This window comes from Polynucleobacter sp. MWH-Svant-W18, from assembly GCF_018687495.1.
Taxonomy (GTDB): Bacteria; Pseudomonadota; Gammaproteobacteria; order Burkholderiales; family Burkholderiaceae; genus Polynucleobacter.
This window is the reverse complement of sequence record NZ_CP061293.1, coordinates 707,477-726,266: the sequence shown is the minus strand read 5'-3', so window position 1 is coordinate 726,266 and position 18,790 is coordinate 707,477. Positions and strand designations below refer to the sequence as shown.

Annotated in this window: 20 protein-coding genes; 4 read left to right on the top strand and 16 right to left on the bottom strand. The window is 46.6% G+C overall.

The features are described 5' to 3' along the window. Nucleotides 1-11: 11 nt before the first annotated feature. The 6 genes from soxA to C2757_RS03785 form a co-directional block, all read right to left on the bottom strand. Nucleotides 12-824: a sulfur oxidation c-type cytochrome SoxA gene (soxA, locus tag C2757_RS03810; RefSeq protein ID WP_215376343.1), complete on the bottom strand. Its 813-nt coding sequence runs from the start codon at nucleotides 822-824 to the stop codon at nucleotides 12-14. 44 nt (nucleotides 825-868) lie between these two features. Continuing rightward, entirely contained in the window at nucleotides 869-1,177 is a 309-nt protein-coding gene (gene soxZ, locus C2757_RS03805) for a thiosulfate oxidation carrier complex protein SoxZ (RefSeq protein WP_112205036.1), read from the bottom strand. A gap of 54 nt (nucleotides 1,178-1,231) precedes the next feature. Then, nucleotides 1,232-1,684, bottom strand: coding sequence for a thiosulfate oxidation carrier protein SoxY (soxY, locus tag C2757_RS03800; RefSeq protein ID WP_112205038.1), 453 nt, complete (start codon nucleotides 1,682-1,684; stop codon nucleotides 1,232-1,234). Nucleotides 1,685-1,761: 77 nt separating this feature from the next. Then, nucleotides 1,762-2,844: a c-type cytochrome gene (locus C2757_RS03795; RefSeq protein WP_112205040.1), complete on the bottom strand. Its 1,083-nt coding sequence runs from the start codon at nucleotides 2,842-2,844 to the stop codon at nucleotides 1,762-1,764. Further along, entirely contained in the window at nucleotides 2,828-4,183 is a 1,356-nt protein-coding gene (soxC, locus tag C2757_RS03790; protein WP_215376340.1) for a sulfite dehydrogenase, read from the bottom strand. The genes C2757_RS03795 and soxC overlap by 17 nt, the downstream gene beginning before the upstream one ends. 50 nt (nucleotides 4,184-4,233) lie before the next feature. Then, a complete protein-coding gene (locus C2757_RS03785) occupies nucleotides 4,234-5,094 on the bottom strand; it encodes an MBL fold metallo-hydrolase (RefSeq protein ID WP_112205044.1) in 861 nt (286 codons plus the stop codon). Between the two features lie 146 nt (nucleotides 5,095-5,240). Here C2757_RS03785 and C2757_RS03780 point away from each other — a divergent pair, with 146 nt between their 5' ends. From C2757_RS03780 to C2757_RS03765, 4 genes are read left to right on the top strand one after another with little or no spacing between them, the layout of a single operon-like run. Further along, nucleotides 5,241-6,482 (top strand): FAD/NAD(P)-binding oxidoreductase, encoded by a 1,242-nt coding sequence (locus C2757_RS03780; protein ID WP_215346930.1) that lies wholly within the window; start codon nucleotides 5,241-5,243, stop codon nucleotides 6,480-6,482. A gap of 3 nt (nucleotides 6,483-6,485) precedes the next feature. Then, entirely contained in the window at nucleotides 6,486-7,298 is an 813-nt protein-coding gene (locus C2757_RS03775; RefSeq protein WP_215376337.1) for a sulfite exporter TauE/SafE family protein, read from the top strand. A 21-nt stretch (nucleotides 7,299-7,319) separates the two neighbouring features. Continuing rightward, complete coding sequence (modB, locus tag C2757_RS03770; protein WP_371817031.1) at nucleotides 7,320-7,976, top strand: molybdate ABC transporter permease subunit; 657 nt, start codon at nucleotides 7,320-7,322, stop codon at nucleotides 7,974-7,976. Further along, on the top strand, nucleotides 7,976-9,082 hold the full coding sequence (locus tag C2757_RS03765; RefSeq protein ID WP_215376334.1) for an ABC transporter ATP-binding protein: 1,107 nt from the start codon (nucleotides 7,976-7,978) through the stop codon (nucleotides 9,080-9,082). The genes modB and C2757_RS03765 overlap by 1 nt, the downstream gene beginning before the upstream one ends. Here C2757_RS03765 and C2757_RS03760 read toward each other — a convergent pair. From C2757_RS03760 to C2757_RS03715, 10 genes are read right to left on the bottom strand one after another with little or no spacing between them, the layout of a single operon-like run. Continuing rightward, a complete protein-coding gene (locus C2757_RS03760) occupies nucleotides 9,072-9,731 on the bottom strand; it encodes a bifunctional 2-polyprenyl-6-hydroxyphenol methylase/3-demethylubiquinol 3-O-methyltransferase UbiG (protein WP_251366790.1) in 660 nt (219 codons plus the stop codon). The genes C2757_RS03765 and C2757_RS03760 overlap by 11 nt on opposite strands. After that, nucleotides 9,712-10,920, bottom strand: a complete 1,209-nt coding sequence (locus tag C2757_RS03755) for an O-succinylhomoserine sulfhydrylase (RefSeq protein WP_215376331.1) — start codon at nucleotides 10,918-10,920, stop codon at nucleotides 9,712-9,714. Before C2757_RS03755 ends, C2757_RS03760 begins: the two co-directional genes overlap by 20 nt. 60 nt (nucleotides 10,921-10,980) lie before the next feature. Next, on the bottom strand, nucleotides 10,981-12,519 hold the full coding sequence (purF, locus tag C2757_RS03750) for an amidophosphoribosyltransferase (protein ID WP_215376329.1): 1,539 nt from the start codon (nucleotides 12,517-12,519) through the stop codon (nucleotides 10,981-10,983). Nucleotides 12,520-12,522: 3 nt separating this feature from the next. Continuing rightward, on the bottom strand, nucleotides 12,523-13,089 hold the full coding sequence (locus C2757_RS03745) for a CvpA family protein (protein WP_215376326.1): 567 nt from the start codon (nucleotides 13,087-13,089) through the stop codon (nucleotides 12,523-12,525). Further along, complete coding sequence (locus C2757_RS03740; RefSeq protein ID WP_215376323.1) at nucleotides 13,089-13,844, bottom strand: SPOR domain-containing protein; 756 nt, start codon at nucleotides 13,842-13,844, stop codon at nucleotides 13,089-13,091. Before C2757_RS03740 ends, C2757_RS03745 begins: the two co-directional genes overlap by 1 nt. 3 nt (nucleotides 13,845-13,847) lie before the next feature. Then, nucleotides 13,848-15,173 carry a bifunctional tetrahydrofolate synthase/dihydrofolate synthase gene (gene folC / locus C2757_RS03735; RefSeq protein WP_215376321.1) on the bottom strand — a complete coding sequence of 442 codons (1,326 nt, stop codon included), beginning with the start codon at nucleotides 15,171-15,173 and terminating at the stop codon, nucleotides 13,848-13,850. Nucleotides 15,174-15,177: 4 nt separating this feature from the next. Further along, nucleotides 15,178-16,065, bottom strand: coding sequence for an acetyl-CoA carboxylase, carboxyltransferase subunit beta (accD, locus tag C2757_RS03730; RefSeq protein WP_215376318.1), 888 nt, complete (start codon nucleotides 16,063-16,065; stop codon nucleotides 15,178-15,180). Further along, complete coding sequence (gene trpA / locus C2757_RS03725; protein WP_215376315.1) at nucleotides 16,065-16,868, bottom strand: tryptophan synthase subunit alpha; 804 nt, start codon at nucleotides 16,866-16,868, stop codon at nucleotides 16,065-16,067. Before trpA ends, accD begins: the two co-directional genes overlap by 1 nt. 7 nt (nucleotides 16,869-16,875) lie before the next feature. Next, the gene (gene trpB / locus C2757_RS03720) at nucleotides 16,876-18,069 is read right to left on the bottom strand and encodes a tryptophan synthase subunit beta (protein WP_215376313.1); all 1,194 of its coding nucleotides are present in this window, start codon (nucleotides 18,067-18,069) and stop codon (nucleotides 16,876-16,878) included. 30 nt (nucleotides 18,070-18,099) lie between these two features. Further along, on the bottom strand, nucleotides 18,100-18,777 hold the full coding sequence (locus tag C2757_RS03715) for a phosphoribosylanthranilate isomerase (RefSeq protein WP_215376310.1): 678 nt from the start codon (nucleotides 18,775-18,777) through the stop codon (nucleotides 18,100-18,102). Nucleotides 18,778-18,790: the final 13 nt, after the last annotated feature.

The following is an 18,790-nucleotide window of genomic DNA, read 5'->3' as shown; positions in this document are numbered from 1 at the left end:
TCTCTCGTCCGTTAGCGCTTCAAACCAGGTGTCTCAACAGTGCCACCATTGGCATTCTTAGCCATATACATGGATAGCGCTATGGAGAGATCAGATGCGTAAATAGGAAATGGGAAGCGTTGTTGGCGATAACAATCATTTAAACGTTGTTGCATCGTCCAAAATTGACCGCTGGAAACACGATAGGCCGGCCAGTAACCCCAACCTAATGCAGCACCCTTCTGAGTTGTTAGATTAGGTAGATCCTGCAAACGAATCCGCTTGCCATCTTCGCCATGACACGAAGCACAAGAAAAATCCATTGGGCCACCTTGGAAATAGAATGCACGCTTACCAAGTTCGTACATTTCTTTTTCTTTAGGGTGATTGGTGCTAACTTTAATTTTGTCACCCTTAGATAAGGTCACCACGTAAGCAACAATAGCCTCCATATCTTTCTTTGGCCCTTTTTGAAAGGGAGCGCCCACCATTTCCTGAGGGTTGCGTCCTTGGAGCTTCTGCATACAGGTCATGAGGCGAGACTCAAGATCTTGGACCTTATTTGTATCTTTAAAGTAGCGTGGCAACTGTGCCGCTGCAGCCTTAACAACCCCTGGCCCAAGACCTAGGTCACACTTCTCCAGTGTGGCATTCTTTGGGCCAGCAGGTGTTTTCCATAAATCTTCACCTGCCGCCTCATAAAGCTCGGATGGATTTCCATCAGCAATCATTTCGCGATATTTTGCGATTTCATCCGTTGCCGTTTGCGCAAAGACCAAAGATGAAAGCGACATGCTGGCCGCCAGTATTCCTAAGGTCAAGCCCAAGGTGAATTTACGCTGCATTTGTAACCCTTTCAGAACAATGAAGGCACTTAAAGATGTATTGCTTATGAAGCAGTTGCCTCATCAGTACGCTTATCACCCTTGTTGTCCACCCAATTCACAACAATCTTGTCGCCCTTAGCGCCCTTGTACTTAAAGTTCAAAAATGGGTCTTTGGAAACAGCTGGACCAAATTGGCCATTCAATACATCTTTACCATTTGCTTTCACATTAATGGTAGTGATATGCCATGCAGGGATGACTTTTCCGGCCGCATCTTTGCGCTGACCTGACTCCATGTCATGTTTCATTAAAATTTTTACATCCACAATTCCACCGTTCTCGGCTGCTCTAACGCGCATTGGATCAGACATATGTTCCTCTTGTAATTAGTAATTAGTTAAATGTTTCGCTGGGCTCTTACGTGCTTAACCGCCACAACCGCCGAGAGTTACCTTTACTTCTTTGACGGCCATACTCCACTTGCCATCTGCCTTTACCAATGCATAGACGTTAGAGGTTTGACCCATCTTGATACGGGTCGTCACAAAGGACTCAGTTCCGGCAGGGATAAAAAATTGAGCAGCCAAGGCACTCGGGTTCTTTTCAACCAAGATTGCCATTTGATCAGCTTTGAGCGTAGTTGTAATGCCAACCGGAACAACTGCACCGTTTTCTGCAATATCAGGAGCGTTCAAGGTAATGGCTGCTGATTTGTCGGGACTGCCAGCGCCTAAAATTTTGAAAACATCATCTAAGCCCTTGCCTTCAAAAGCGGCTTTATTCCACTCTTGTGCTTGCGCCAAACTAATAAGGCCTGCAGAAGCCATCAAGCCAAATACGGCTGAATACTTCAATACACTGCGTCGCTGCTGATTCATAAAAACTCCTTTATTAAGCTCTCTACGTGAATATATTACTTTCTAGTCAATCATTCTAGTTGTTGCTAGGGTATGTCCTATTTCCCTCCAGACAGCACCCAAGTAACCAATGTCTTGCGATCCTCTTCCGATAATTGAGCCTGTGGAGGCATCGGAATGGCACCCCAAACCCCAGAGCCGCCATTCTTCACCTTAGCCATTAACTTGTCTAAAGCTCCGCTCTGACCTTGATACTTAGAAGCGATATCGGCAACAGAAGGACCAACTAACTTGCTGTTCATCGCATGACAGGCGGTACAGTTCTCGCTTTTAAACAATGCTGCGGGGCCCTTGCTAATTGCATGTGTCTCAGACGCATGTGCCAAACCTTCGCCTGCAGCTCCAGGTAACTTTGCCAAAGGTGGTTTAGTGGAGTCGGAGCCACGAAATGGGCCATATTGACGATTCTGCTCAGCAATATTTCCATGAGCATTTCTTGCGTAATCAGGTAACTCAGAACCAATTTGCACAAATTGCACGCAGTTATGCATACATGCAGTTGCATGAACATCAGGAGTGCCTTTTGAATTCCACATCCCGTGTTTTAAAGTCATGCCATTGCGGTTAGGCATCCGTTTTTGGACTTCAGCAATGTTGGTATTGCTCAGCACAAAGTCATCGGGAACAACTTCAGCCATACTGAGAAGATATGCCACTAAGGCAAAGGTATCGTCTGGTGTTAATGAGCGTGGTGCATTCCACGGCATGGCTCGATAAATGTAATCCCATAACGAGGAAACAGTAGCCACCTTCATGATGGTTGTTCTTTGAGGCTGCTTTCTATCGGATAGTGAGGCTACCCTACCCGTCTTAATATCATCTGCGCTTGTCCCACCAATAATGGGCGTAAAGATTTCATTAGACTCACCGAAAGTTCCGTGACAAACAGAGCACTTAGATTCCCAAAGCTTCTGCCCTTGCTCTACTGAGCCAGAACCCTTTGGAAGCCCCTTGAAGTCTGGTCGAACATCAATATCCCAAGCAGCAACTTCTGCTGGTGTAGCGACCCTACCAATGCCAGGAAAACGTGTACTAGAATTCTGGGCAACTGCAGAGCCAATCACAAAACACGTTGTTGCAACAAACAGAGTAGATTTTGCAAATTTAGCCAACTTGAACATTGCTAACCTCCCCATTAGTGCCAACCTTCCATGATTGAATAGCATTATTGTGATAGATCGAGCGAGTTCCACGGACATCTCTTAATAATTTGATGGATGGCTGAACATAGCCAGTATCGTCAATCGCGCGAGATTGCAAAATTGCAGGGGAGCCATCCCACACCCAATCAATATTGAAACGAGTAAGGGCCTTACTTAAGACTGGAGTCTCTAGGCGTGCTGTCTTCCAATTATTTCCACCATCAAAAGATACATCTACTCTTTTGACTTTGCCTCTTCCAGACCATGCCAAACCACTGACGTTATAGAACCCCTTATCGAGTAATTGCTGACCACCTGAAGGAGTAGTAATGACTGATTTACATTCTTGAATAGAGGTGTACTGACGTGCCATACCATCGGGCATGAGATCGTTGTAGTGGACCGCCTCATCTTTCGTTGCATATGGCATATCTCCAACCTCTAAGCGACGCAACCACTTCACCCAACTTACCCCCTGAACACCAGGAACTACAAGGCGTAAAGGGAAGCCATTTTCAGGGCGTAGCATTTCACCATTCATACCCCAGGCGACGATTGCTTCATTCAATACATCACTTAAGTTTATGGTTCGAGTCATACCAGAACCATCACCACCTTCTGCCAATAAATATTTACCTTGCTTTAAATCAGCACCACACTCCTCTAAGAGAGCAGCCAATGGCACGCCAGTAAATTCACAACATGAGAGCATGCCATGGGTGTACTGCACAGTAGGTACAGCCACGTTACCCCACTCCAAACCAGTATTAGCCCCACATTCAATAAAGAGAATGCGCGAGACAGACGGCAGACGCATCAAATCATTCATGGTAAAGACGCGATTATGTTTTACCAAACCGTTGACCATCAAACGATGCTTTTCCGGATCAATGTTGTACCAGCCCTGATGCTGCCGTTCAAAATGCAAGCCGTTTGGGGTAATGATTCCGAATAGCCCCTGCAATGGGGTAAATGCCACTGATGCCGCAGAAACTCTCGTTAATCCAGGAGACTCACGACGAATTAAATTAGCCTCGTAAATTGAGGGAGTCCCATATGGCATAGTCGCAACATTTTTACCAAGCGTGGTTTGCCATACCTGCTTCTCTAGAATTGCTGGATCACCTTCTGCTGACGCTAGCACGTTCATGGATGCGCCTAGACCTACCGCACCTCCCAAAGCAGCCATAAATCCATTGCGCATGAAACCACGACGAGTGTCATCCATGCCATTCTGATTGAGGTCTGCAATTAAATCTTGAGACAAAAAGTTTTCAGGGGCCTGCTGAATTTGGCCTCTTCGTTTTGGATCTGACATTAAGGAAAAACTCCTGTAAATATAAGCACTAAATTCGGTTCTGGAATTCTTTAAACAGCGTTAACTGGAATCTTGAGGTAAGTCATTCCATTCGCTTCTTTAGGTGGAAATTCACCAGCCCGAATATTGACTTGGATAGCCGGGAGAATGAGTACAGGCATCTCTAAAGTTGCGTCACGTTTGGTTCGCATCTCAATAAACTGCTCTTCTGAGATTCCATCATGCATGTGAATATTGGACTTTCTTTGTTCTGCAACGGTAGTTTCGTATTGAACTGGTCTTTCATTTGGCGGATAGTCATGACACATGAATAATCGTGTCTCAGGTGGAAGACTCAAAATCTTCCTCATAGACCGATACAAAACATGGGCATCACCACCAGGGAAGTCACAACGCGCAGTCCCAACATCTGGCATAAACATCGTGTCACCCACAAACACAGCATTTCCTACTTGATAAGCCATGCAGGCAGGCGTGTGACCGGGTACAAACAGTGCTTTTAAGCTAAGGTCGCCAAAGTGAATCTCTTCACCATCCTTTAGTAAATGGTCAAATTGCGAACCATCTGTGGAAAATGAATTTTCGAGATTGAAAATGCCTTTGAACACGCCCTGCACTGCTGATATGTGATCACCAATCGCTACTTTGCCGCCGAGCTTTGATTTTAAGTAAGGTGCTGCAGTAATGTGGTCTGCATGCGCATGGGTTTCAAGAATCCACTCCGTCTTGAGATGGTTTTTCTCTACAAACTGAATGACTTCATCGGCCAACTTGGTATGAGTGCGACCCGACTTGGGGTCATAACTGAGAACTGAATCAATGATGATGCAACTAGAGCCTGTTTTTTCATAAACAACGTAAGTTACGGTCCAAGTCTCTGGATCAAAAAATCCTTTTACAACGGGGTTCATCTTCTGCTCACCTAAGTAATATTTCTTAGTGCAATTATTGAATAATGCTGGTAAAAATACACTAATAACTAACCCTTATATAGATATTACTTTTAGTTATATAGATAATATTGCTATATAACCATTGAATAAGAAAGTGGATAAAAATGAATAGAGAGCAAAAAAATACAAAATATGACGTGCTTATCGCAGGCGGTGGTGCAGCAGGGATAGGATTGGCGGCAAGCCTGAAAAGTCGTGATAAATCTCTAAGCATCGCCATTATTGAACCCTCGGATGCACACTACTATCAACCATCATGGACTTTAGTTGGTGGTGGCGCGTTTGATGTGAGAGATAGCAAACGTAAAACCAAAAACCTGATTCCTTCTGGCGTGACTTGGATACAAGACAAGATCACCGGTTTTAAACCCGATTCAAATGAAGTCATGGTAGCGAATGGATCGCCTATTCAATACCAATATTTAGCAGTTGCGACAGGTCTTAAAAGCAATTGGGATGCAATTCCCGGGTTGACTGAGACAATCGGTAAAAATGGTGTCACTTCAAACTATAGTTATGACTACTCTCCATATACATGGGAGTTGGTAAAACAAATGAAGTCTGGCAAAGCTATCTTTACCCAGCCACCTATGCCAATTAAATGCCCAGGCGCCCCCCAAAAAGCAATGTATTTGTCTTGCTATGAATGGGAAAAGCAAGGGAAGTTAAAAAATATTGAAGTGGAACTGAATAATGCTGGCGGAGCTTTGTTTGGTGTAGCCGACTTCGTCCCACCTTTAATGGAGTACGTCCAAAAATATAATGCCACTCTGAACTTTAACTGCAACCTTATCTCTGTAGATGGGCCAAATCAAAAGGCGATCTTTGCAGTCAAAGATGCCGACGGCAATGTGACTCAGGTTGAGAAATCATTTGATATGCTGCATGTAGTTCCCCCTCAGGGGCCGCAAGATTGCGTCAAAGATAGCCCCATAGCAGATGCGACTGGTTTTGTGGAGGTCGATCAATTTACCTTGCAGCACACACGCTACCCAAATATTTTTGCACTTGGCGACTGCTGCTCATCACCAAATTCAAAAACAGCTGCTGCAGCCAGAAAACAAGTGGTAGTCGTTGCTGAAAATCTCCTTGCCCATAAACATCAGCAGCCAATGCCACTGAAATATGATGGCTATGGCTCCTGCCCGCTTACCGTGGAGCGAGGAAAAATTGTGCTTGCTGAATTTGGTTTTGGCGGCAAGCTCTTGCCAACTTTCCCTTGGTTGATCAATCCGTTAAAAGCAACGAAGTTAGGATGGATCTTGAAAAAAGATGTGCTGCCATGGCTGTACTGGAATGCAATGCTGAAAGGTAGAGAGTGGTTGGCTCGTCCTTTTGAAAACTAAATAATGGAAAGTTATTTAATCGCTCCTGCACTCGGAGTATTTGTTGGCATATTAATGGGGCTCACCGGCGCAGGTGGTGGAATTCTCTCCGTTCCGTTGCTGGTTTTTGCCTTTCATATGCCAATCTCGCAAGCGGGGCCGATTGCCCTAACTGCCATTGCCCTGTCTGCTGGCGTGGGTGCAATCATTGGCTTAAACGCTAAGGTACTTCGCTACAAAGCTGCGATGTTCATGGCGATATTCGGACTCATATTATCTCCATTGGGCTTATGGGTTGCACATCGCGCTCCAAATACTCCGATGCTATTGATTTTTAGTGGGGTACTCATCTATGTAGCTGCCAGGATGTTTATACAAGCAACACAAGTGATTTCTGGAAATCCTCCAGAGATTATTAAACCGCCGCCCTGTCAGCTCGATCAATCGATTGGTAAATTAATTTGGTCTGTCCCTTGCGCCAGATCGCTGATGATGGCAGGAGCATGTGCAGGATTTTTATCGGGCCTACTTGGTGTTGGTGGTGGCTTCATCATCGTGCCATCTTTAAAAAAATTCACTGACCTTCCGATGAAGGCAATTGTGGCGACTTCTTTAGGAGTGCTAGCAATTGTTTCGGCGGGTGGAGCAGCCATATCACTTGCATCTGGCACTTTAGATTTTTCCATTGCCGTACCCTTTGCTATTGGATCCCTGTTTGGTCTATTGATCGGCAAGGTATTGGAAAAAAATATTAGCGGGCCAAGAGTTCAGCAAATTTTTTCTATCTTTACTTTTTTTGTCGCACTAAGCCTGATTTATAAATGCCTTGTTAAATAATTATGGCAATACAATTGAAGTGTGATTGATATTGACTCCCTGTATTTATCCCTCAAGCTAGCGCTATGGACCTTGGTCCTTATTCTCCCCTTTGGAGTATGGGCCGCCCGTTCACTTCAGAGTATGGGTAAAGGTAGGTCTTGGGTTGAGGCCGCTTTAGCTCTCCCCCTAGTTCTACCCCCTACCGTTTTAGGTTATTACCTTTTACTTGGCCTGAGTGGCAAAAGTATCTTTGGAATTCCATTGGTTTTTTCATTTACAGGCATTTTGATTGCCTCCTTGATTGTGAATCTTCCCTTTGCTATACAACCGATCCAGCGAGCATTTGAATCTATTCATCCCGAGATTATTGAAGCAGCCCAAGTCAGCGGTCTTTCAAGCTGGCAAATTTTTCGCTTGATTGAATTGCCACTCGCTTGGCGCGGCATTACCAGTGCAGCAGTTCTGACCTTTGCACACACCCTTGGCGAGTTTGGCGTAATTCTCATGGTCGGCGGAGCAATCCCTGGGGAGACTAAAACCGTCTCTATCGCGATCTATGACAAAGTACAGAGTTTTGATACTACTGGTGCCGGAATGCTCTCTTTAATCTTGCTTGGCACATCGCTTGTGGCGATTGCCATATCGTATGGCATCTTTGGTCGCCGTCCATCAAGAACTCAGGGGTGGAAAAGCTAATGCTCAAAGTAAAGCTTTCACAAACCGCCCCGAATCCTTTGCAGCTCATCCTAGAGTGCGCTCCTGGAGAACTTCATGCCCTAGTAGGCCCGTCTGGTAGCGGCAAAACGACGGCATTGCGAACGATTGCGGGCCTCAATCACGCCGAGAGTGGAAAAATTGAATGCGATGGCGAGCTTTGGTTTGAGGCAAATGAAATCAACGGCATTAGCACCGCACTCAGCCCTGCCGAACGCTCGTGTGGATTTTTATTCCAGCAATACGCCCTCTTTCCACATCTTTCCGCGTTAGAGAATGTATGCATTCCGCTTCATAACTTGATAGCAGATTCCGCGCAACGCAAAGCGCAAGCCCAAGAATGGTTAGACCGAATGGGCATTGGAGAGTTGGCTGAGCGCATGCCCGATCAACTGTCTGGCGGTCAACAACAGCGTGTTGCATTAGCCAGGGCACTTGCGAGATCTCCAAAGATCCTGCTATTAGATGAGCCATTTTCAGCTGTAGATGCACCAACACGTCAAGGGCTCTATAGAACGCTTGCTCAATTGCGTAAAGATTTCAATATCCCAATACTCTTAGTCACTCACGATCTTCGCGAAGCAGATTTATTGGCTGATCGCATCACTGTTATTGATCAGGGTATTGGCCTCCAAACGGCAGCACCCCAAACTCTCTTTCAAAAACCCAGAAATTCAAGGGTAGCGGAACTGGTTGGTATCAATAATATGTTTGCAGGCATCTTCACAGCGGGACAGCTAAGCTGGAATGGATGTTCACACATTTTCAATGTAATTGATAAGGGTAAGATACCGCCAAATACCCCTGTGGCATGGGTGATTCCAGCCGAAGGGATCAGTCTTCAATCAACGCTGAGCTCAACATCCATCGAGGCGCAAGTTGAGCACATTAGCACCTTAGGACAAATTGCGGTTATTCAATTGCGCACGTTGGAAGGTGGCCATGCGATCACATGGGAAGCTTCTGCTGCTGAAGTAATGCGCTTGGGCTTAGAGATCGGCAAGAAAAGTTATGTGGAAATGGATGCTAGCAAGATTCACATCATGCCTTTGCGCCTCATTAATGATCCCAGGCGCTTTACTTCCTAGCTACCAGGCCTAATAGCGCAGACATCCCTGAGTGTCTAGCGCCTTCATTGAGTACTTTCTCGTAAGAAACCAATTCGAGTACTTCAAAATTCTTTACAAGCCCTCGAATGGACTCCTCGGTATAAAGATGTTCAATTGCCGAAGGGCCACCCGTTTTGTAATCTAGCTGTTTCGGTGTATAGCCCTGAAGAATGAAGATACCACCAGGCTTTAGTGTCTGATAAACATTTTGAAAAATGCGCTCTCGCATCGCAGGATCAGCAAACTGGATAAAGATGGCGGCAACTGCATCATAGGCATTCGCTTGCCAGTCAAAGCTGTCTGTGTCTGAGAATAAATACTCAACTTCGACTTGATTATCTTTGGCAAACTGCTTGGCCTTAACTAATGCAATGTCAGAAGCATCAAATCCAACAACTTGCATACCTTGCTTGGCTAGCCAAACGCCATTTCGGCCTTCGCCATCAGCAATACAGAGTACTCTGTCATTTTTCTTGAGATATCGTGCTGCAGTCTCAACTAGATACTCATTCGGTTCTTTTCCGAAGATAAACTCGTCTTTATCAAAGCGTTCATTCCAGAACTGGGTTGCATCGGCAAAACTCATAGCCTTGTCTTGATGAACTTGATTATTTTTTAAGTCCGCCAACGAGGTCGTCCTTCAGGTCATTGATATTTTCAAGTCCAACTGCAATACGTACCAAGCCATCCGTAATGCCTGCTGCCTTACGTGCCTCAGGAGTCACACGACAATGCGTAGTACTTGCAGGATGCGTAATCGTTGTCCGTGTATCACCTAGATTGGCAGTGATGGAGCAGAGCTTAGTCTGATTAATGAGCTTATAGGCCGCAGTTTTGCCACCCTTCAGAATAAAGGAAACAATTGCTCCACCAGCTTTTTGCTGACGCTTGGCCAAAGCATGCTGAGGATGCGAGGCGAGGCCAGGATGGTAAACACGCTCAACTCCTGATTGCTTCTCAAGCCATTGCGCCAAGGCAAGTGCATTCTGACTCTGTTGCTTCATACGAAGCTCAAGAGTCTCTAAGCCTTTTAGAAAGACCCAAGCATTAAATGCAGATAGTGTTGGACCTGCTGTGCGGACATATGGAAATACCTTGCCCATCACAAACTCATTGCTACCCACAATCGCACCGCCAACCATTCTGCCCTGGCCGTCCAAGTACTTCGTTGCTGAATGAATCACTACATCAGCGCCCAGAGCCAAGGGCTTTTGCAAAGCTGGTGTACAAAAGCAGTTATCTACTGCAAACAACGCACCAGCTTTCTTGGCGATCTTAGAGATGGCTTTGATATCCGCAATCTCTGTTAGAGGATTAGATGGCGTCTCTAAGTAAAACAATTTGGTATTGGGCTGGACAGCAGCTTGCCATGACTTGGTATCAGCCAAATCGACATACGTCGTTGTGATGTCAAATCGTCCCAAGATATTTGTAAACAGTTGAATCGTTGCACCAAATACAGAGCGTGAGCACACCACATGATCGCCAGCTTGGAGATGAGCCATTGCCATCGTCAGAATGGCAGACATACCCGAAGCAGTAGCAATACATGCCTCACCACCCTCAAGCGCTGCCAAGCGATCTTGAAACATGCTCACTGTGGGATTTGTAAAGCGAGAATAGATAAAGCCTTTATCTGCATTTGCAAAACCATCAGCAGCCAATTCAGCACTATCAAAGCAAAAGCTCGAAGTGAGAAACATCGCCTCTGAATGCTCTTGGTATTCGGCAGTGCGACGTGTGCCAGCACGGACAGCTAAGGTCTCTAATGCCAGTTTCGAAAAATCCGGTTTTTTGCGGGTAGTTTTGCTCTTCATCTTGCTATTTTGACACCGAATTGCAGAATTGCCTCGCTTGAGGCAATTCCCTGTGGCTTTTTAGTCTTCGGTTGCTAAATGCAAGTGGAGCTGGGAACGAGCAAAGTCACTGGAGTCCCGCTGACGATCAGCCTTTGCGGCTGAGGTATTGCGAGCCGCCTCTAAGGCATCAAGATAGGATTCCGTAATATCGCCAGTGATGTAATTTCCATCAAAGCAAGAAGCTTCGAATTGCTTGATATTCGGATTAATATCCCTCACTGCTTGCTTCATATCCTCAACGCTTTGATAGATCAATTGATCGGCACCAATCATCTTATTGATTTCTTCATCGGTACGACCATAAGCCACTAACTCACTTCGGGTTGGCATATCGATGCCATACACATTGGGAAAGCGCACTGGAGGCGCAGCAGAGGCGAAGATCACTTTCTTGGCACCAGATTCACGCGCCATTTGTACGATCTCAAATGAAGTGGTACCACGAACAATTGAGTCATCCACAATGAGTACCGTCTTATCCTTAAACTCAATCCGCATAGCATTGAGTTTTTGACGTACAGACTTTTTGCGTACGGCCTGACCAGGCATGATGAAGGTGCGACCAATATAGCGGTTTTTAAAGAAGCCTTCTCGGTAAGAAACTCCTAAGTTCTTAGCAACCTGCATTGCTGCAGGGCGACTTGAATCTGGAATTGGCATTACTACATCAATCTCATCAACATTGGTTTCTTTACGAATCTTTTCTGCAAGATAGTCACCCATACGCATACGAACGTTATAAACAGTGACACCATCAATCGTAGAGTCTGGACGCGCCATGTATACGTATTCGAATATGCAAGGAGTCAGAATGGCATTCGGTACGCACTGACGTGAGTAAAAGTTACCATCTAAATCAATGTAAATTGCTTCGCCAGGGTTCACATCGCGCACGAAAGTAAAACCAAGACCTTCAAGGGCAACTGACTCAGAAGCAATCATCCACTCAGGTCCTTGCGGAGTATCAATGCGCCCAATACACAGTGGGCGAATGCCATATTGATCACGAAATGCCAGCAAACCATAGCCAGCAATTAATGAAACAACCGCGTAAGAGCCCTTCACACGACTTGTTACACCAGTTACAGCATTAAACATGGCGCCTTCATCGAGCGCTGCACTATTTGTTTCTTTTTGTAGCTCATCCGCCAATACATTTAGCAGCACTTCAGTATCAGAGCTAGTATTAATATGACGACGATCACGATAAGCCATCTCGACACGTAAACTGGGTGCATTGGTGAGGTTACCGTTATGCGCCAAAATAATGCCGTACGGAGCGCTCACATAAAAAGGTTGCGCCTCTTCTTCGCTGCTAGCTGAACCAGCAGTTGGATAGCGAACTTGTCCGATGCCCGCGTTACCTACTAAGCTACGCATATTGCGCGTTCTGAAAACGTCACGCACCAAACCATTGGCTTTATGCATGGTGAACGAATTACCGTTCATTGTTGCGATACCAGCAGCATCTTGACCACGGTGTTGCAAGAGCAACAAAGCGTCATAGAGCAGTTGATTCACTGGGGAGTGGGAAACAGTTCCGACGACGCCGCACATATCTTAGATTCCTATTGTTAATTTAGGAGTAATGGTGGGAGTTACTTTGGGCATTGCATCACCCAACTGCTTTGCCCAGTCAGCTGGTAGCCAACCTTTAATTAAACCGGTTGCCATATCCATTGCTGGTCTTGTAATTGCATCTTTCCATGCCGCACTCTGCGGTATAGGCGTTAAAGCAGCTAGCGTAGCCAGAATGACCACAATCAAGCCACCGCGGGCAAGGCCAAAGACCAAACCCAAAAACCGATCGGTCAAACTCAAACCTGCCGACAGAATAATTTTTTGCACTACACCACCAAATAATCCACAGACAACCAGTGTCAGGATAAAGAGAATCAGAAAACTCAAACCGAGACTCAACAGCTCATCCAAATGGAATGTTGAGAGCCATTCTGTAGAAAGATAATTGGTGTAGTGATACGCCACCCATGCGGCCGCAAACCATGAGGCTAATGCGAGTACTTCTTTGAACAATCCTCGGGAGATGCCTACCAAGGCGGAGACCAGCAGAACTACCAGGGTGAAATAATCCACCGATGTTAGCTTAAGGGTGGATAAGTATTCCATTACTGCTTGCCTGTCTCAACAAGTCTTGGTGAAAGACCCATTGCCCTGATTTTCTTTTCAGCTGCTTCGGCAGCTTCCTTATCCGTAAAGGGACCGGCTCTTAAAACGTAGAGTTTGACACCATCTACGCCATTTTTATTCATTACATAATTTGGAATCTTTTGGTCCTTCAGCTTAGTGATCCAGCCTTTCGCTCGATCTTCAGAAGCAAACGCGCCAATCTGAATGACATACTTACTAGACCCACTTGCCGCATTGCTGGCGCTTGGTTTAGCTTCTTCAGCCTTCGGTTTGGCTGGTGCGGCAACAACCTCTTCACCCGCAGCTAAACCCAATACAGCACCTTTGCTTGGTGCAGGTGCAGCTTTTGCTTCAGCCTTAGGCTCTGGTTTTGGTTCTGGCTTAGTCTCGGGTTTTATCTCAGCTTTGGGTTTGTCTTCGAGCTTTGCATCAGCTCCCGGAATTGGCAAACTCGTAACAATATTGACTGCGATGTCATTCGGCGCCGACTTCGGTTTGTTATCCAAAATGCGTGGCAAACCAACAACAGCAATTAGCACCAGAACTGCAGCACCAATCAATCGATGGCGCGCTTTTTGTTGTTCTGGATCTTCAGTAAGGGCTAATTCTTCAGCTTCAGCAGCACGTTGAAAACTTCGTGGAGCTGGACGTTTAGCGGAACGCTTTCCCGCCGAACCTAAATCAAGGTCGTCAGCCTGTGTTTTTCGCTTAAAGAAGCTCGGTAAACGAATCATGGATCAGTGGGCCTGGTTGTTTCGGTAAGACATTACGCCTGCAACGGTATAGAAGGATCCGAAGATCACAATTCTATCACCCTCACCCGCTTTTGAGAGCGCTTTTTGATACGCTGCAGCAGGATCTGGGAAGCACTCTATACCGCCATCAGAGCCGTTTTGAGGCTTCACACCCAAAGCCTCGAGCCTTTGCGCCAGGACCTTGGCGCTTGCCGCCCTAGGGGTCGGTAAATCGGTGCAAAACCAAAAATCCACGATTCCGAGTAAGGGCTTGAGAACCCCTTCAATATCTTTATCTGCCATGGCCCCGAAAACAGCATAGGTATAGGGGTGGTAACCCATCTTATCAAGCCCCTGGCCCAAGGTGGCAGCGGCATGTGGGTTGTGGGCAACATCCAAAATGACGGTAGGTTGACCGGGCAAGACTTGAAAGCGTCCAGGCAGCTCTACCATGGCAAAACCATTGCGAATATCTTGGGCGCTAACCGGTAAACGCTGGTGCAATGCCATCAGTGCAGCAATGACTGCGGAGGCATTCAGAATCTGATTGGCGCCACGCAGCGCTGGGTAGCCCAAGCCGCTAAAACGTTTATTCCGTCCAGCCCAACCCCACTGTTGCTTGTCCCCCTGAAAGTTGTAATCACGTTCTTGCAACCAAAGATCACAAGCCAGTTTTTCTGCATGATCGATTAATGATTGCGGGGGAACAGGATCACCGCAGATAGCAATATGGCCGGGGCGGAAAATACCCGCCTTCTCAAGACCAATTTGCTCGCGATTCGTCCCCAAAAATTCCGCATGATCAATATCAATGCTGGTCACAATAGCGCAGTCTGCATCAACGATATTTACCGCATCCAAGCGACCGCCCATCCCAACCTCTAATATCACGGCATCTACATTGGATTTAGCAAACAAATGCATGATGGCTAAGGTGGTGAACTCAAAATAAGTTAAGGTGGGAGCGTCTACCAGGCTCACGCGTGCTTTTTCAACAGCGGCAAAGTGTTCTAGTAAAAGTGCATCGTTGACATCTTGCCCATTGATACGTGCGCGCTCATTAAATTTCAGAAGATGTGGTGAAGTATGGCAGCCCACACGATAACCAGAAGCCAGCAGAATGCTCTCGAGAAATGCGCATGTAGAACCCTTGCCATTCGTGCCGGCAACTGTAATGACTGGGCAATCAAAATGGAGATCCAATGCCGCCTTGACTCGATTAATTCGGTCTAGGCCCATATCGATGCCGACTGGGTGAGCAGTTTCGAGGTGGCTAAGCCAAGCCTCTAGGCTAGAAAAAAGAATGGGGGTTTGGTGCGCGGTACTCAAGCGCTTAAACGACTGCGCTACCCGCTATCGCAGGCTCAGGAAGTTTTTGCAAGAGTGCTAACAAGCGGGCAATCTCACCGCGCATTTGACGACGGTCAACAATCATATCGATGCCACCTTTTTGCATCAAGAACTCAGAGCGCTGAAATCCCTCGGGCAATTTTTCTCGCACAGTTTGCTCAATCACACGTGGACCAGCAAAACCAATCAGGGCCTTAGGCTCAGCCATCACGACATCACCCATAAAGGCGAAACTAGCAGAAATTCCGCCCATCGTTGGGTCAGTCAACACGCTGATATAAGGCAAACCTTTTTTGGCAAGCAAGGTCAACATCGAGTTGGTCTTGGCCATCTGAAAGAGTGACAACAAGCTTTCTTGCATACGGGCGCCACCAGTAGCTGTTACACAAATGAAGGCACACTTCTTTGCAATCGCCTCTTGAACGCCACGAGCAAAGCGCTCGCCCACTACTGAGCCCATTGAACCGCCCATGTATTGGAATTCGAAACAAGCAGTCACTACTGGAATGTTTTCAATTTTTCCACCCATGACGATGAGGGCTTCCGATTCACCAGAAGCATCATTAGCCTCTTTAATGCGATCAGGATATTTTTTAGAATCTTTAAATTTCAGTGGATCGACTGGATAAATATCTGCGCCAATCTCATACCGACCCTTGGGGTCTAGTAAATTTTCTAGGCGTTGGCGTGCGCCGATGCGCATGTGGTGGCTACATTTTGGACAGACTGAAAGATTAGCTTCAATATCAGTGCTGTAAAGAACGGTTTCACAGCTTGGGCACTTAACCCACAATCCTTCTGGTACTGACTTGCGATTCGCAGGATCAGTATGTTGAATTTGGGGTGGGAGTATCTTGTCTATCCAGCTCATTACTTTTCACTATCCAATGCGTCGCGAATCTCTCGAATAAAGGCTTCAAGTGATTGTACTGCTTGATCGGGGGGTGCATCCTCTAAAAGACGAATAATGCGGCTGCCAATCACCACAGCATCAGCACTCTGGGATACCGCCTTGGCACTGGCTGCATCGCTAATACCAAAGCCGACAGCAATCGGAATATCGGTCTCTTCGCGAATCTTAGGGATGATGCTGGCCACATCTTGAGTATTGAGATGGGAAGCGCCCGTAACCCCACGCATAGAAACGTAATAGATATAGCCTGATGCGATCTTGGCAGCTTCTTTGATCCGTTCATGAGAGGAAGTGGGTGCTAGCAAGAAGATGGGGTCAATACCTGCTACTCGCATGCGGGCTGCAAAATCAACACATTCCTCTGGTGGGTAGTCGACCACCAGAACACCATCAACACCTGCAGCTTTTGCTTCTGTAGCAAAACGCTCTGCTCCCATTTGTTCAACGGGGTTTGCATAACCCATTAAGACCACTGGCGTATGAGCATCGTTCTTACGAAATGCTTTTACCATCTCTAAGCAACTATGCAGTGTCACGCCATGTGTCAGGGCACGCTCAGATGATCTCTGAATCACAGGTCCATCAGCCATCGGATCTGAAAACGGAACTCCCAACTCAATCACACTAGAGCCACCACGCACTAGTGCATGCATTAACTCAACAGTCTGCTTTGGGTCAGGGTCACCTGCAGTGATAAAAGGAATCAATCCTTTTTTGCCGCTCGCTTTTAACTCTTTAAAGAGTGCAGTAATTCTGGACATATCTTTCTTAACCTTCAGAGCCAGTTGCTTGTGCGACGGTATGCATATCTTTATCGCCACGACCAGAAAGGTTTACCAGAATGGTTTTATCCTTTGGCAATGTCTTAGCAAGCTTGCATGCATATGCAATTGCATGAGCAGACTCTAGCGCAGGAATAATGCCCTCAATCTGACAGCAGTCATGAAATGCCTTAAGCGCCTCTTCATCGGTGATCGCCACATAGTCAGCACGACCAGAATCTTTTAACCATGCATGTTCAGGACCAACACCAGGATAGTCCATACCGGCAGAGACTGAATGGGTTTCAGAAATCTGACCATTCTCATCTTGTAACAAGTAAGTACGGTTGCCATGTAAGACACCAGGCTTACCAACACACAGGGCAGCTGAATGCAAACCACTACCTAAACCATGGCCTGCTGCTTCTACACCCACCAATTTCACTTCTGGGAAATCAATATAGGGATAGAAGATACCCATGGCATTTGACCCACCACCAACACAGGCGAGTACGTAATCCGGTTGACGACCAGTCATCTCCGGCATCTGCACTTTGCACTCTTCACCAATCACGCTTTGGAAATCCCTGACCATCATTGGATAAGGATGGGGACCTGCAACTGTGCCAATAATGTAGAAAGTATTTTCAACATTGGTAACCCAATCCCGCATGGCTTCATTGAGTGCATCTTTTAATGTCTTAGTGCCTGACTCCACAGGAACCACCTTGGCGCCAAGTAACTTCATGCGATAGACGTTTTGCGCTTGACGGGCGACGTCCACTGAGCCTTGATACACAGTGCAATCGAGCCCAAAGCGAGCACAGATGGTAGCCGTAGCAACGCCATGCTGACCTGCCCCGGTCTCGGCAATGATGCGGGGTTTACCCATGCGCTTAGCCATCATTGCTTGACCAATGACGTTATTAATCTTGTGAGCACCTGTGTGATTAAGGTCTTCACGCTTGAGATAGATCTGTGCACCGCCTAGCATCTCACTCCAACGCTTAGCGTGGTATACCGGCGATGGTCTACCGACAAAGTGTTTCAGTTCGTAATGAAACTCTTCAATAAATTCCGGGTCATGTTGATACTTTGCATAAGCTTCTTTGAGTTCATCGAGGGCATACATCAATGTCTCAGAAACAAACACGCCACCGTAAGGACCAAAGTGTCCACGTGCATCTGGCTTGTCGTACATAGCTACCTCTTTTGATTTATTTACAGCAAATTATTGGGATGATGATTTCTCATCTGCTGCGCGCACTGCTTTTACAAATTGAGCGATGAGCGCAGGATCTTTAACACCCCTGCTGCTTTCTACGCCACTAGAGACGTCAACTGCGCAAGGATGCAGGCGAGCAATCGCCTCGCCCACGTTGTGCGTGTTCAATCCACCACTCAAAACGACCCGAGGCGCGTTTTCGCTTACCCATGTCTGTGGAATTCCTTGCCAATCAAAAGGAACGCCTCCACCACCGTATCCCTCAACGAGGGCATCTAGCAGCAAAGCGTTTGCATCCCCATATTGTAGGGAAAATTCGTCAAACGCGAAGCCTTCCCCGATACGGCCGGCCTTCATCCAGGGCTGGCCGTCTGCAAGCTCAATGCAGCGCTCTGGGGTCTCATCCCCATGAAACTGCCATAAAGTGATTGGGGCGGATGCCTTAATAGCGGCAAATTGCTCGTCTGTGGCATTCACTACTAAACCGACGGCATCAATGCCTGCTGGGAGTCTGGAAATGAGCTGAGCAGCAATATTGGGGCTTACAGCACGCACGCTGGGGGGATAAAAGACAAAACCAACCGCATCTGCTCCTGCGGCAACTACTGCGTCAATATCAGCCGCAGTCCGTAAACCACAGATTTTGACCCTGGTTCGTCCCGGTGAGTATGTCAATAAGCCCATAAATGAATGATAA